Raw genomic sequence first — 15,197 nt, 5'->3', positions numbered from 1 at the left:
TCGGTGACACGCTTATTTTTGATAACGATAAAGCAAACGATAATTATTATCAATTAAATTGTTAAGAAATATATCTTTGTATCAGAATGCGGGAATAAAAAAACCCGCTCGATTGAGCGGGTTAAAAGAGAGGAAGTGCGGTTATTGTTTAAATCGTTCCGGGAATTCCATTTCACTGTAGCGAACGAATTTTGTTCCTTTCGTCAGCTTGTAGCCAAACCAGATGACGAGGAACAGCGGAATACCAATGTAGGTCGCCGTCACGGCGCCCCAGTCAATGGTGTCCGCCAGGAACGCTTCATAGTTCTGTCCCAGCGTAATGATCAGGCACAGAATGAAGGCGAAAATAGGACCCAGTGGGAAGAAGCCGGAGCGATACGGCAGCGAGTTAATATCGTGACCCTGCTTGACGAAACCGCGGCGGAAACGGTAGTGGCTAATAGCAATCCCCAGCCAGGCAATAAAGCCCGTCATCCCGGACGTGTTAAGCAGCCACAGGTACACCGTCTGGTTGCCAAACATGGAGGTCAGGAAGCACAGACCGGCAATCACCGTTGTTGCGTAAAGCGCGTTACGCGGTACACCGCCACGGGACAGCTTCGCGAAGATACGCGGCGCCTTACCGTCGCATGCCAGCGTGTAGAGCATACGGGTGGACGCGTACATCCCGGAGTTACCGGCTGAAAGCACAGCGGTCAGGATAACGGCGTTCATCACTGCCGCAGCTGAAAGCAGACCGGCGTGCTGGAAGACCAGCGTGAACGGGCTGACGCTAATGTCTTTTACGTCATTACGCAGCAGGCTTGGATCGGTGTACGGGATGATCAGGCTGATAATCAGGATCGCGAACACATAGAACAGCAGGATACGCCAGAATACCTGACGGACCGCACGCGGAATATTTTTCTCCGGATTCTCTGACTCACCGGCGGCGATACCAATCAGCTCGGTACCCTGGAACGAGAAGCCGACAATCATCGCCACGCCAATCATCGCCGAAAGGCCACCGGCAAACGGCGCATCGCCTATCGCCCAGTTACTCCAGCCCGCAGGTTCTGCGCCTTTGAAAATACCAACGATCATCGCCACACCGACGACGATAAAGATGATGACGGTTGCCACTTTGATCAAAGAGAACCAGTATTCCGCTTCGCCGAAACCGCGCACGGAGATGTAGTTCAGCAGGAAGATGACGGCGAGGAACAGGGCGCTCCAGATCCAGCCCGGCGTATCCGGGAACCACCAGTTCATCACCAGCTGTGCGGCGACAAGGTCAACGGCGATAGTGACCGCCCAGTTGTACCAGTAGTTCCAGCCCAGCGCGAAGCCGAAGCCTTCTTCAACGTATTTTTGACCGTAGGTCGAGAACGAACCGGATACCGGCATGTACGCGGCCAGTTCGCCGAGACTGGTCATCAGGAAGTACACCATCAGGCCAATCAGGATATAAGAGAAGAGTGCCCCACCCGGGCCGGCTGCCGAAATCGTTGCGCCAGAGGCAACGAAAAGACCTGTACCGATTGAGCCGCCAATGGCGATCATCGTCAGGTGACGCGCCTTGAGTTCACGACGTAGCGTGGGCGCTTCTGTGGTTTTAATTTCTGAAACCATATGAAAATGCTGTCCATTCAATAAATGAGGCGCGATTGTAGCAGACGATCCGCGTTCCTTCCGGCAGAAATACTCAGTTATAAGAGAGCTTCATGACTCGGCCAGGATTATAAGTAAAGCATAAAAATGTAGGGTGACAGGCGCGCGTAGCCCCGGTAAGCGAAGCGCCACCGGGAAACGTTAAATGGCGCAGTAGCGCAGAAAACGCTGCAGAGAGCTGGAAAGGTGTTTCTGACGATGATGGATGCACCACAGGGTACGCACCAGTTTCGGCAACGGAACCGGGATTTCAACCAGCGACCCCGTCTCAAGCTGTTCGGCAATGACGCGCCGGGAAAGACAGCTGATCCCCAGGCCATGACGCACCGCGTGCTTGATAGCCTCAGAGTTCCCAAGCTCCATCCCTAACTGGAAATGCGGCAGATGGGAAAGCAGCAGATAATCGACAATTTCACGCGTGCCGGAGCCCTGCTCGCGCAGGATCCACTGCGCCTGCGCCAGGCGCTCCAGCGTCACCTCGCCCTGCAATAACGACGAGGCCGGGGACGCAAACACCACCAGCTCATCCTCCAGCCAGGGCTCGGCAATGATATCGACGTTATGGCAGGGTCCTTCGATGAGGCCGATATCCACGCGGAAATCGATCACCGCGTTGATAACGTCCTGGCTGTTACCCACGCTCATCTCCAGCGGCAGGGTTGGGAAATCCCGGCGGTAGCGGGCAATCACTTCCGGCAGAATGTAGTTCCCAATGGTGCTGCTGGCGTAGACGCGGATCGCACCGTTGTCTTCGCGGAACAGCTGTTCGATTTCGATAGCCTGCTCCAGCAGCGCCAGCGCGCGTGGATAAAGAAGACGGCCGTGCTCGTTGACTACCAGTCGCTTCCCTACCCTGTCGAACAGCTGCACGCCCAGCTGTCCTTCAAGATCGGTCAGCGCCGCGCTGACCGCAGACTGCGAGAGCGCCAGCATTTGTGACGCCTGGGTCGTCGAGCCGCTTTTTAGCACCTCGGCAAACACTTCCAGCTGACGCAATGTAATGTGCATGGTTACTTACCACTTATATAGATTGATTATAAGTATATAATCAATTTTATTTTTAAGCCAGAGCGCCGTAACCTTTAGCCAGACAAAGGAGAAGGTTATGTCAGAAATCACCCTACAACATCATCGTACAGTGTGGCACTTCGTGCCGGGCCTCGCGCTTAGCGCAGCAGTGACCGCCGTAGCGCTATGGGGCGGCAGCATCCCGGCTATCGCAGGCGCAGGTTTTAGCGCGTTGACGCTGGCCATTTTGCTGGGCATGGTCGTGGGAAATACGGTTTACCCACATATCTGGAAATCCTGCGACGGCGGCGTGATCTTTGCCAAACAGCACCTGCTGCGTCTCGGGATCATCCTTTACGGCTTCCGTCTCACCTTTTCGCAGATTGCGGACGTGGGCGTGAGCGGAATTGCCATCGACGTCCTGACCCTGACCAGCACCTTTTTACTGGCCTGCTTTATTGGCCAGAAAATATTCGGCCTGGATAAGCAAACCAGCTGGCTGATCGGTGCCGGGAGCAGTATCTGCGGGGCCGCGGCGGTGCTGGCAACAGAGCCCGTTGTTAAAGCCGAAGCCAGCAAGGTAACCGTGGCGGTGGCGACGGTGGTGATCTTCGGTACGCTGGCGATCTTCCTCTACCCGGCCATGTATCCGCTGGTGGCCCACTGGTTCAGCCCTGAAACCTACGGCATCTATATCGGCTCGACCATGCACGAAGTAGCTCAGGTGGTGGCGGCAGGACATGCCATTAACCCGGAAGCCGAAAACGCGGCGGTGATTGCCAAAATGCTGCGCGTAATGATGCTGGCGCCGTTCCTGATTTTCCTCGCGGCGCGGGTTAAGCAGCTGGCACCGGCAGGCGGCAGCGAGAAAAGCAAAATCACCATTCCGTGGTTTGCGATCCTGTTCATCGTGGTCGCTATCTTTAACTCCTTCCACCTGCTGCCGAAAGCGGTGGTGGATATGCTGGTGACGCTGGATACCGTGCTGCTGGCGATGGCCATGGCGGCACTGGGGGTCACCACACACGTCAGCGCGCTGAAAAAAGCCGGTGCGAAACCGCTGCTGATGGCACTGGTGCTCTTCATCTGGCTAATTGTCGGGGGCGGTGCGATTAACCTCGCGGTCCATAGCCTGATGGCATAAACCATCTCGTCCTTCTCCTGCTAACCCGCTATCATAAGCGTTTCGGGTTAGCAGGAGTTTTTTTATGAAATATGTTGGAGCGCACGTCAGCGCTGCAGGTGGCCTTGCGAATGCCGCCATTCGCGCCGCCGAAATCGAGGCGACCGCTTTCGCCCTGTTCACCAAAAACCAGCGCCAGTGGCGCGCCGCGCCGCTCACCGCTGACGTGATTGATGATTTCAAAGCCGCCTGTGAAAAGTATCACTACGGGCCAGGCCAGATCCTTCCCCACGACAGCTACCTGATCAACCTCGGTCACCCGGTTGAAGAGGCGCTGGAAAAATCCCGCGAGGCGTTCCTTGATGAAGTTCAGCGCTGCGAACAGCTTGGGCTGACGCTGCTGAACTTCCATCCGGGAAGCCATCTGATGCAAATCGATGAAGATGCCTGCCTGGCGCGCATTGCCGAATCCATCAACATCACGCTGGACAAGACCAAAGGCGTCACCGCGGTAATAGAGAATACCGCCGGTCAGGGCAGCAACCTCGGCTTTAAGTTTGAACATCTGGCGGCGATCATCCACGGCGTGGAGGATAAATCCCGCGTTGGCGTGTGCATTGATACCTGCCACGCGTTTGCCGCCGGCTATGACCTGCGCACCACCGAGGCAACGAAAAACACGTTCGATGAGTTCGAGCGCATTGTTGGCTTTAAGTACCTGCGCGGAATGCACTTAAACGATGCGAAAAGCGCCTTTGGCAGCCGCGTTGACCGCCACCACAGCCTGGGTGAAGGCAACATTGGCCACGATGCGTTCCGCTTCATTATGCAGGACGCCCGCTTCGACGGTATTCCGATGGTGCTGGAAACCATTAATCCGGACATCTGGGCTGAAGAGATTGCCTGGCTGAAGGCACAGCAAACCGCTGAGCAGGCGGCATAAAAAAAGCCGGGTGCATAATGCAACCCGGCTTTTTTGTGGTTTATCGCTTACGCTGCTTTCGCCACGACTTCCGCTTCAGGACGTTTCAGCACCGCGTATGACAGACCCGCCACCAGCGTACCGGCAACGATGGCCAGCAGGTAGCCCAGCACCGGCGTGATGGCGCCAGGGATAAGCAGCACGAACAGACCGCCGTGTGGTGCCATCAGTTTTGCGCCAATCGCCATGGAGATCGCCCCGGTCACTGCACCACCCGCGATACAGCACGGCAGTACACGCATTGGGTCACGGGCCGCGAACGGAATCGCACCTTCGGTGATGAAGCACAGACCCAGCACCAGCGCGGCTTTACCGCCTTCCTGCTGCGCTTTATCGAACTTACGACGGGCAATAATCGTCGCCAGGCCGAGCGCCAGAGGAGGCACCATACCTGCCGCCATGATCGCTGCCATCGGTGCGTAGGTCTGGGTACTCAGCAGGCCAACACCAAAGGCGTACGCCGCTTTGTTCACCGGACCACCCATGTCGGTACACATCATGCCGCCGAGGATTGCGCCCAGCAGAACCGCGTTCGCGGTGCCCATGGTTTGCAGCCAGTGGGTCAGACCCGCCAGGATGCCCGCAACCGGCTTACCAATCAGGTAAATCATCGCCAGACCGACCACCAGGCTGGAAATCAGCGGGATGATCAGAATCGGCTTCAGCGCTTCCATACTCTGCGGCAGCTTGAGCTTCGAGCTGATGAGCTTCGCGACGTAACCGGCCAGGAAGCCCGCGATAATCCCGCCGATAAAGCCAGAACCGGTGCTCACGGCCAGCATACCGCCGATAAGCCCCGGCGTCAGGCCTGGACGGTCAGCGATGGAGAAGGCAATAAAGCCTGCCAGAACGGGAACCATCAGTGCGAACGCGGAACCGCCGCCAATCTGCATTAACGCAGCGGCCAGCGTGCCTTGCTCTTTAAACGCGGTAATACCAAATGCGAACGAGAGGGCGATACACAGACCACCTGCAACTACCATCGGCAGCATGTAAGACACACCGGTCAACAGATGGCGATAGGCGCCTGCAGACTCTTTCTTACCTTCCGTCGCGGTTTGACGCGCGCCGGTTGCCTGATACGGCTTCGCTTCCACCAGCGCTTTATCAAACTCCTGCGCGGTCTTTTTCAGCGCCAGGCCGGTAGACGTGCGGTACATTGGCTTACCGGCAAATTTCGCCAGGTCCACTTCGATATCCGCCGCCACAATCACCAGATCGGCCTCAGCCACTTCTTCAGGGGTGATAGCGTTGCCGGCACCGACGGAGCCGCGCGTTTCAACTTTAACCCACCAGCCGCGTTTTTTCGCTTCGGTTTCAATGGCCTCAGCCGCCATGAAGGTGTGAGCTACGCCCGTCGGGCAGGCCGTCACCGCAACAACGCGTTTCGGACCCGTGGCCGCAGCCGGTGCCGTCGCGACAGGCGCGCTGTAGACAGACGCGTGCCCTTTCGCTTCGCTCAGGAACAGTTCCGGATGTGCCACCGCGCGATTAATATCGCCCAGCCACACTTTTTTGCCGTTCAGCGCACTGTCAGCCGGGATGTTGTCGCCCAGGACAATGACCAGTTCGGCATCGCCCGGGTTATCAATGATCTCGAGATGTGCTTTGTTCGCCGCCGCTCCCAGCAAGGTCTTCGCCATATAGGCGCGAGCCTGTCCGAGACCGGAGTCAATGATCAGCAGCGTTTTCATTATTCCTCTCCTGCTGTTAGTTAAAAGGTTTTAAGTCAACGCGCGCCATCATCGCGGCTAACTGGGTACGATCGGTAATACCGACATTGCTCTGGCTTACGGCCAGGGCAGCAACGGCAGTGGCAAGACGTAAAGTATGTTCACTGGATTCACGCATCAGCAGACCATAAATCAGGCCGCCAACCATCGAATCCCCTGCGCCAACGGTGCTGACAACGTCAACCGACGGCGGTTTGGCGATCCATTCGCCAGAAGCGTTAACCCACAACGCTCCTTCTGCACCAAGCGAGATAACCACGTGAGCGATACCCTGCTCGCGCAGCGCATGGGCAGCGTCAATCACATCTTTTAATTCCGGCAGCTTACGACCCGCCCAGATCTCCAGCTCGCGGCGATTCGGCTTCACCAGCCACGGCGAAGCTTTCAGACCGGCAACCAGCGCGTCGCGGCTGCTGTCAAAAATAATGCACGGGCACTGGCTGCGCAGACGCGTCATCCAGTCGGTAAACGCTTCCGGGCTCACGCCGGACGGCAGGCTGCCGCTGACGCAGACCATGTCAAACTGACCAAGCCAGGTCAGAGAGTCGTTAACAAAACGCTCCCAGTCAGACGGCGTCACTTCGAAGCCAGAGAAGTTCAGATCGGTCACTTCACCGTCTTTCTCCGTCAGCTTGACGTTGATTCGGGTGCGGCCCTGAACAACCTGAAAACGGTTGGCAATGCCCAGCTCGCTGAACAGCTGCTGGAAACCATCCTGGTTATCTTTACCGAGGAATCCACCCACGGTGACGTCGATACCGAGATCCTTGAGCACTTTCGCGACGTTAATCCCTTTGCCCGCAGCATGCAGGCCAGTGGTACGCACGAGGTTGACTTCGCCGCGCTCAATTTCCGGGCAAAATCCTACCAGGTCATAAGCCGGGTTCAGCGTAATAGTCGCAACACGTCTGCTCATTATGCGCCCTCCCCCAGACCTGCCGCGATGGCGTCGCCAATCGCTTTCAGCGCCTGTTCAGCATCAGCACCCTGCGCGGTGAAACGCAGACGGTGGCCTTTCTTCACGCCCAGCGCGACCACTTTCATCAGACTACGGCCGTTGGCCGGTTTGCCCGTGCCATCAAGATTCGCCACGGTGATCTCACTCTCGAATTGTTTAATGGTATTCACCAGCATGGTGCCCGGACGGGCATGCAGGCCGTGCTCGTTGCGTACCACGAACTCCGCGGTCTGCACGTCTTCGGTCGGCGCATCATCACTGGTCAGCAGTGCCAGCACGGTGGAGGCATCAGCGTTCAGCAGTTTTTCAGCTTTGTTGTTCAGCAGCAGATCGCCAAGACGCTTCAGCACGGAAACCGGCTGCTCATCGTTCATTGCCACGGTCACCAGCATGGCCGCGCGCTCGCCTTCTACGTCAAACGCATTAGCCGCGCGGCTCACGGCGATAGCGCTGCGCAGGTTGCCTTCAGCACTGTCATTCAGCCAGATACCCTGACCCAGATTCAACGGCTTATCGTTAATCACGCGCGTCACAAACGTGGCATCCGCCGCGCCGGCTTCTTTCAGACGACCCGCGTTCAGCGCCTGCAGCGTCACCAGATCGGAGGCAACCACGTCCAGCGTCAGCGTTTCGTTATCCAGCTTCAGCGCTTCGCTCTGTTTTTCGCCCATCAGCAAGGCGCGCAGCTCTTCAGCTGTGGTCGCGGACTTCAGCTGTTCAGCCACATCGTCATCGCTCAGGACATGCGTCAGCTGACGCAGCAGGCCTAAGTGTTCGTCGCTGCTGGCCGCGATACCGATAGCCACATACGCCACCTGACCGTTGCCCCAGAGCACGCCCTGCGGGAACTGATAAACCTGAACGCCGGTTTTCAGCACCTGATCGCGGGTGTCGGTTGTGCCGTGCGGAATGGCAATGCCATTGCCGAGGAAGGTTGAGGTCTGCTGCTCGCGGGCCAGCATGCCGTTTACATAGCCGTCCGCGACGTTACCCGCCTGCACAAGCGCAGCGGCAACCTGGCGAATAGCCTCTTCTTTATCCCCGGCCTGAGCGCCCGGGTGGATATCCTGAACAGATAACTGGAACATGGTTCTCCACTCCTGCTGAACTTGAATCGTTTCAGCTTTAATGAGAAAAAATGCGCTAGCCTGCTCCGTTTGTTAAAACAAGATAGCGCTGAAACGTTTCAAAAAGTCTTGCGCTTTCTGCAATGTCTTGCAAGTAAACTCGTATTTGCGATATCAGAATTTAGAGATACAGCACATTTCTTCTTCGTTCAGCTGAATTTTGCTGAAGTTCAGCAAGACAGTTTCAGCTAAGGTCAGCCGGGTGGGACGGAAGTTGAAATGCCATTTTGATTTTTCGTGGCATCATTGACCGCACCCACTGTTTATTTTTTAGCTGACGGCGTAAACTCCGCCCCTCTCTGCTACTCGCTAATTATAAAACATGCATAACACCCCTGCGGCCGTCTCGCCGAAGCCCTTTGATTTGACCTCCGCGGCGTTCCTGGTTGTTGCCTTCTTCACGGGCATTGCCGGTGCGTTACAGACGCCAACATTGAGCCTATTTCTGACAAATGAGGTTCACGTCCGCCCGGCAATGGTCGGCTTCTTTTTTACCGGAAGCGCCATCATCGGCATCCTGGTCAGCCAGTTTCTGGCGGGACGCTCCGACAGAAAAGGCGATCGCAAAAGCCTGATCGTTTTCTGCTGTCTGCTCGGGGTCATGGCCTGCGTTCTGTTTGCATTGAACCGCAACTATTTCATTCTGCTCTTCGTCGGGGTATTCCTGAGCAGCTTTGGCTCAACGGCGAACCCTCAGATGTTCGCCCTTGCCCGCGAACACGCCGACCATACCGGACGTGAAGCGGTGATGTTCAGCTCTGTCCTGCGTGCTCAGGTGTCGCTGGCATGGGTGATTGGCCCGCCGCTGGCCTACGCGCTGGCGATGGGTTTTGGCTTTACGGTGATGTACCTGAGCGCGGCCGTCGCGTTTGTGGTGTGCGGCGCGCTGGTGTGGTTCTTCCTGCCGTCCATGCGCAAAGAGCCGAAAGTGACAACGGGCGTGCTGGAAGCGCCGCGCCGCAACCGCCGCGATGCCCTGCTCCTGTTTGTTATCTGTACGCTGATGTGGGGCACCAACAGCCTGTATATCATCAATATGCCGCTGTTTATTATTGATGAACTGCACCTGTCGGAGAAGCTGGCGGGCATCATGATGGGCACCGCGGCCGGGCTTGAGATCCCGACGATGCTCATTGCGGGCTATTACGCAAAGCGCTTCGGAAAGCGTTTTTTAATGCGCATCGCCGCCATCGCCGGTCTGCTGTTTTATATCGGTATGCTGACGGTACATACGCCGGGGCTGTTGCTGGTTTTACAGCTGCTGAACGCCATTTATATAGGCATTCTCGCCGGGATAGGCATGCTCTATTTCCAGGATCTGATGCCGGGCCAGGCAGGCTCTGCCACCACCCTTTATACTAATACCACCCGCGTGGGCTGGATTATCGCGGGCTCAATGGCCGGTGTCGTTGCAGAAATCTGGAACTATCACACGGTGTTCTGGATTGCGCTGGTGATGTGCACGCTGACGATCGGCTGTCTGGCGAGGATTAAAGACGTTTAGGGCGCGGTGAGCGCTTCCAGCTCAAGAAGGTACGTCATCGCCTGCCCTCGCGTGCTGCCACACATTTCTGCCGTGGGCTGAAGCCCGGAGCAGACTTTCGGGCGCAGCGGTGAGCCAAAGATCATGCACAGGTTCGTTTCCGAGAGCTGAACGCAGCGGGTATTGGCAGGCTTGCCCTCCGGCATTCCTGGAATGGGGCTTGAAATGGACGGTGCAGTACAGCACGCGCCACAATCGGGACGGCAATCCATAAATGCTCTCTTTCGCTGACGATCGCCCGCGCAGTCGGGCATCGCGCGCACAGTAACACCTTTTGCGTATTGATAGCAAAAGCCACGAATTCCTCTTGCCTGAAAGGCCGCGCGCGAGTAATTTGGCGCGATATTTTTTACCTCCCGTAAACAGGATTACTGCAATGCCAAGAGCGAACGAAATTAAGAAAGGTATGGTGCTGAATTACAACGGCAAACTGCTGATTGTGAAAGATATCGATATTCAGGCACCTAGCGCCCGTGGTGCAGCAACGCTGTATAAAATGCGTTTCGCCGATGTGCGTACCGGCCTGAAGGTGGAAGAGCGCTTTAAAGGTGACGATATCGTCGATACCGTGACCCTGACCCGTCGCTACGTTGATTTCTCCTACATCGACGGCAACGAATACGTGTTCATGGACAAAGAAGATTACACCCCGTACATCTTCACCAAAGATCAGATTGAAGAAGAGCTGCTGTTCATCCCTGAAGGCGGCATGCCTGACATGCAGGTCCTGACCTGGGACGGCGTGCTGCTGGCGCTGGAACTGCCCCAGACCGTCGATCTTGAAATCGTGGAAACCGCACCTGGCATCAAAGGCGCATCCGCAAGCGCGCGCAACAAACCGGCTACCCTGACCACCGGCCTGGTTGTGCAGGTGCCGGAATACCTCTCCGCTGGCGAGAAGATCCGCATCCATATCGAAGAAAAACGCTATATGGGTCGCGCTGACTGATTGCGGCGTTTGTCGGGTGGCGGCTTCGCCTTACCCGACCGACAAAAACACAAAAACCGGCTCTCAGGCCGGTTTTTTTGTAGGCCCGGTAAGCGTAGCGCCACCGGGCAACAGCGCTTACAGAAGCTCCGGATACTTCGTCATCTTCAGCGCCAGCTCGACGCCGCGCACTTCCGCCATCCCTTTAAGACGGCCAATCGCCGAATAGCCCGGGTTGGTTTTCTTACGCAGATCGTCCAGCATCTGGTGGCCGTGATCCGGACGGAACGGAATAGGACGCACATCGCCCGCCTGCTTGCGACGCGCCTCTTCCGCCAGAATGGCGTCTACCACCGCTACCATGTTCACATCGCCGCCCAGGTGCGCCGCCTCGTGGAAGGTTTTTGGGTTCTCTTCGCGGCAGGTCGCACGCAAGTGCGTAAAGTGAATGCGATCGCCAAAGGTTTCAATCATCCGCACCAGGTCGTTATCCGCACGCACGCCGTAGGAGCCGGTACACATGGTGAAGCCGTTATAGATGCTGTTTACCGTCTCTTTCAGCCACTGCATATCTTCAATAGTGGAAACAATGCGCGGGAGGCCGAGGATAGGACGCGGTGGATCGTCCGGGTGCACCGCCAGACGCACACCAGCTTCTTCAGCAACCGGCACGATAGCGCGCAGGAAGTACGCCATGTTTTCACGCAGCTGCTGCTTATCAATATCGCCATATTCCGCCAGGCGCGCGCGGAACTGATCCAGGGTATACCCCTCTTCCGCGCCCGGCAGGCCCGCAATGATATTACGGGTCAGCTTTTCGATGTCTGCATCACTGGCGGCGTTAAACCACGCAAGCGCCTGCTGCTGCTCTTCCGCGGTGTAATCCGCTTCGGCGCCGGGGCGTTTCAGAATGTGCAGCTCAAACGCCGCGAAGGCGATCTGGTCGAAACGCAGGGCTTTCGAGCCGTCCGGCATCTGATATTCAAGGTCGGTACGCGTCCAGTCGAGGATAGGCATGAAGTTATAGCAAACCGTATCAATGCCGCAGGCCGCCAGGTTGCGAATGCTCTGCTGATAGTTAGCAATCCAGGTCTGGTAGTCCCCGGAATGGGTTTTGATGTCTTCGTGAACCGGGATGCTCTCTACTACAGACCAGGTTAACCCCTTCTCCGCCAGCAGCGCCTGACGCTGTTGAATTTCTTCAGCCGGCCATACCTGACCGTTAGGAATATGATGCAGCGCCGTGACGACACCCGTTGCGCCTGCCTGGCGCACATCATCAAGAGAAACCGGATCGTTCGGCCCGTACCAACGCCAGGTTTGTTCCATTGCCTCACCCTCTTAAGTTGTTATACCAATATGCGTTACTGCAATGACGACTACCATACATGTTTACCGCTAAGGGTCAACATACCGCCACACATTGATTGATCAAACTCACAGAACGGGGATATTTACGGCTCACCAATTTTATTTGCTGTCATATAACTTTACACTGGCATTGTTAATTAATGGTTAATCAGGTGTGTATCTCATGAAGACAATTGCCTCCACCGCCCTTCCTGCCCAGGTTCAGCAGCCGCGCTACGATCGTCAGCAACTGCGCTCCCGCATCGTCCATTTTGGCTTTGGCGCGTTTCACCGTGCGCACCAGGCATTGTTAACAAACCGGGTGCTTAATGAAAAAGGCGGCGACTGGGGTATTTGTGAGATTAGCCTTTTCAGCGGCGACGTGCTGATGAGCCAGCTGCGCGCGCAGGATCACCTGTTCACCGTGCTGGAGAAAGGGGCAGAAGGCAATGAGGCGATTATCGTCGGTGCCGTCCATGAATGCCTTAACGCAAAGCTGGACTCTCTGCCCGCCATTATTGAGAAATTTTGCGAGCCTCAGGTCGCAATTGTGTCGCTCACCATCACGGAGAAAGGCTATTGCATAGATCCCGCGACCGGGAAACTCGATCTGCACAACGCCCGAATAATCCATGACCTTGAAAACCCCTCAGAGCCACATTCCGCACCCGGGATCCTGGTCGAAGCGCTTCACCGCCGCCACGAGCGCGGCTTGCCTGCGTTTACCGTGCTCTCCTGCGACAATATCCCTGATAACGGGCACGTGGTGAAAAACGCGGTGCTGGGCATGGCGCAAAAGCGTTCCGCAGCGCTGTCTGAATGGATTGACAGCCACGTGAGCTTCCCGGGGACGATGGTTGACAGAATTGTTCCCGCCGCGACGGACGCCTCACTGGCTGAAATCACCGACGCGCTCGGCGTTGAAGATCCGTGCGCCATCAGCTGCGAGCCGTTTATTCAGTGGGTGGTGGAAGATAATTTTGTTGCCGGCCGTCCGGAATGGGAAGTCGCGGGCGTTCAGATGGTGCAGGATGTTCTGCCGTGGGAGCAGATGAAATTGCGCATGCTCAACGGCAGCCACTCTTTCCTGGCATATCTGGGGTACCTCGCGGGCTATGCCCATATTAATGAATGCATGGAGGACGCTGCGTTCCGCGAAGCCGCCCGTCGGCTGATGCTGGACGAGCAGGCGCCCACATTACGCATTAAGGATGTCGACCTCACCGCCTACGCCGATAGCCTGCTCGAGCGCTTTGCCAACCCGGCACTCCAGCATCGGACCTGGCAAATCGCGATGGACGGTAGCCAGAAGCTTCCGCAAAGAATGCTGGACGGGATCCGCGTTCATATCGAGCGAAAAACACCGTGGTCGCTGCTGGCTCTGAGCGTGGCCGGCTGGATACGCTACGTCAGCGGTACCGACGACCGTGGCAATGCGATTGATGTTCGCGATCCCCTCAGCGATAAAATTAGCACGATGGTCAATGCCAGCAGCGACGCCGACCGCGTTAACGCCCTGCTGGGGCTGAGCGAGGTCTTTGGTCACGATCTCGCGCAAAACAGCGCGTTTGTGGAGGCTGTCAGCCAGGCATACCAGCGCATCACCCGCCACGGCGCGCGTCAGGCTGTTATCGAGACGTTAAATATTTAACGATTATTGCGCTTAACGCGAACGGATGAAGCCTCCGTTCGCCCTCCCCCTTCTCACCGGTCACGTTTTTCGCCAGGATAGAGAGATTAGTGTTATAGCATCACAATCCTCATCTGGAGCGCACGTGACCAAAACCAACCTCATCACCGGTTTTCTCGGCAGCGGTAAAACCACCTCAATTCTCCACCTGCTGGCGAATAAAGATCCTGCCGAGAAATGGGCCGTGCTGGTCAATGAATTTGGCGAAGTGGGCATTGACGGCGCCTTGCTGTCATCCAGCGGCGCGATGATTAAAGAGATCCCCGGCGGGTGCATGTGCTGCGTCAATGGCCTGCCGATGCAGGTCGGGCTCAATACGCTGCTGCGTCAGGGCAACCCCGACCGCCTGCTGATTGAGCCCACCGGGCTGGGCCATCCGAAGCAGATCCTCGATTTACTGACCGCCCCGGTTTACGAGCCGTGGATCGACCTGCGCGCCACCCTGTGTCTGCTCGATCCGCGTCAGCTTCTGGATGACAAAGCGGTGGCCAATGAGAACTTCCGCGATCAGCTCGCCTCGGCTGACGTTATTGTCGCGAATAAAGCAGATCGCGCCACGGCTGAAAGCCAGGCCGCGCTGGACGCGTGGTGGCAACATTTCGGCGGCAACCGCACGCGGGTGCAGACCACCCAGGGGAATATTGATAGCGCCCTGCTTGACCTTCCTCGTCTGAACATGGCTGAACTTCCGGCCAGTGCGGAACATCAACATCAACATCATCATCCGGTGAAACAGGGTTTAGCCGCTCTCAGCCTGCCGGAACATCAGCGCTGGCGTCGTAACCTGAACAGCGGCCAGGGATATCAGGCCTGCGGATGGATATTTGATGCTGAAACCGTTTTCGACACCATCGGGATCCTGGAGTGGGCCCGACTTGCTCCCGTCGATCGCGTGAAAGGGATCATGCGCACCCCAGACGGGCTGGTGCGGATCAACCGTCAGGGTGACGATTTCTTTATTGAAACGCAAAATGTGGCGCCGCCTGACAGCCGAATAGAGTTAATTAGTGCGGTTAACGCCGACTGGAATGCCCTCCAGTCCAGCCTGTTGAGGATTCGTTTAAGTTCGGGCGGCTAACGTTGCCCCAGTTTTCACTCTATGCAG

At 56.8% G+C, this 15,197-nt stretch carries 13 protein-coding genes; 6 read left to right on the top strand and 7 right to left on the bottom strand.

The window, feature by feature from the left end; translation table 11 throughout:
- Positions 1-141 precede the first annotated feature (141 nt).
- Positions 142-1,611, bottom strand: coding sequence for an amino acid permease (locus ACWKXN_RS07245; protein ID WP_023336352.1), 1,470 nt, complete (start codon positions 1,609-1,611; stop codon positions 142-144).
- Positions 1,612-1,791: 180 nt separating this feature from the next.
- On the bottom strand, positions 1,792-2,658 hold the full coding sequence (gene yieE, locus ACWKXN_RS07240; RefSeq protein ID WP_023312476.1) for a DNA-binding transcriptional regulator YeiE: 867 nt from the start codon (positions 2,656-2,658) through the stop codon (positions 1,792-1,794).
- A gap of 97 nt (positions 2,659-2,755) precedes the next feature.
- Between yieE and ACWKXN_RS07235 the strand changes: the two genes are divergently transcribed.
- Both ACWKXN_RS07235 and nfo read left to right on the top strand, forming a co-directional pair.
- Positions 2,756-3,802: a YeiH family protein gene (locus ACWKXN_RS07235; protein ID WP_096150816.1), complete on the top strand. Its 1,047-nt coding sequence runs from the start codon at positions 2,756-2,758 to the stop codon at positions 3,800-3,802.
- Positions 3,803-3,866: 64 nt separating this feature from the next.
- A complete protein-coding gene (gene nfo / locus ACWKXN_RS07230; protein WP_033146036.1) occupies positions 3,867-4,724 on the top strand; it encodes a deoxyribonuclease IV in 858 nt (285 codons plus the stop codon).
- A 47-nt stretch (positions 4,725-4,771) separates the two neighbouring features.
- On the opposite strand, the gene fruA is transcribed toward nfo, so the two are convergent.
- From fruA to fruB, 3 genes are read right to left on the bottom strand one after another with little or no spacing between them, the layout of a single operon-like run.
- On the bottom strand, positions 4,772-6,457 hold the full coding sequence (gene fruA / locus ACWKXN_RS07225; RefSeq protein ID WP_087823036.1) for a PTS fructose transporter subunit IIBC: 1,686 nt from the start codon (positions 6,455-6,457) through the stop codon (positions 4,772-4,774).
- 16 nt (positions 6,458-6,473) lie between these two features.
- Positions 6,474-7,412, bottom strand: coding sequence for a 1-phosphofructokinase (fruK, locus tag ACWKXN_RS07220; RefSeq protein ID WP_014170919.1), 939 nt, complete (start codon positions 7,410-7,412; stop codon positions 6,474-6,476).
- The gene (gene fruB / locus ACWKXN_RS07215) at positions 7,412-8,542 is read right to left on the bottom strand and encodes a fused PTS fructose transporter subunit IIA/HPr protein (protein ID WP_454543562.1); all 1,131 of its coding nucleotides are present in this window, start codon (positions 8,540-8,542) and stop codon (positions 7,412-7,414) included. Before fruB ends, fruK begins: the two co-directional genes overlap by 1 nt.
- Positions 8,543-8,903: 361 nt before the next feature.
- Here fruB and setB point away from each other — a divergent pair, with 361 nt between their 5' ends.
- Positions 8,904-10,085, top strand: a complete 1,182-nt coding sequence (gene setB, locus ACWKXN_RS07210) for a sugar efflux transporter SetB (protein ID WP_454543561.1) — start codon at positions 8,904-8,906, stop codon at positions 10,083-10,085.
- On the opposite strand, the gene ACWKXN_RS07205 is transcribed toward setB, so the two are convergent.
- A complete protein-coding gene (locus ACWKXN_RS07205; RefSeq protein WP_023312483.1) occupies positions 10,082-10,336 on the bottom strand; it encodes a YkgJ family cysteine cluster protein in 255 nt (84 codons plus the stop codon). The genes setB and ACWKXN_RS07205 overlap by 4 nt on opposite strands.
- 164 nt (positions 10,337-10,500) lie before the next feature.
- Here ACWKXN_RS07205 and yeiP point away from each other — a divergent pair, with 164 nt between their 5' ends.
- Positions 10,501-11,073: an elongation factor P-like protein YeiP gene (yeiP, locus tag ACWKXN_RS07200; protein ID WP_008500940.1), complete on the top strand. Its 573-nt coding sequence runs from the start codon at positions 10,501-10,503 to the stop codon at positions 11,071-11,073.
- A gap of 117 nt (positions 11,074-11,190) precedes the next feature.
- Here yeiP and uxuA read toward each other — a convergent pair whose 3' ends face one another.
- Positions 11,191-12,381 (bottom strand): mannonate dehydratase, encoded by a 1,191-nt coding sequence (gene uxuA / locus ACWKXN_RS07195; protein WP_454543560.1) that lies wholly within the window; start codon positions 12,379-12,381, stop codon positions 11,191-11,193.
- 205 nt (positions 12,382-12,586) lie between these two features.
- On the opposite strand from uxuA, the gene ACWKXN_RS07190 reads away from it, so the two are divergent.
- On the top strand, positions 12,587-14,053 hold the full coding sequence (locus tag ACWKXN_RS07190; RefSeq protein ID WP_454543559.1) for a mannitol dehydrogenase family protein: 1,467 nt from the start codon (positions 12,587-12,589) through the stop codon (positions 14,051-14,053).
- Positions 14,054-14,177: 124 nt separating this feature from the next.
- Positions 14,178-15,170, top strand: a complete 993-nt coding sequence (locus ACWKXN_RS07185) for a CobW family GTP-binding protein (RefSeq protein ID WP_454543558.1) — start codon at positions 14,178-14,180, stop codon at positions 15,168-15,170.
- Positions 15,171-15,197: the final 27 nt, after the last annotated feature.

Source organism: Enterobacter sp. UPMP2060 (genome assembly GCF_053709655.1).
The sequence above is the reverse complement of the archived record's forward strand: the minus strand, read 5'-3'. Positions and strand labels throughout refer to the sequence as shown.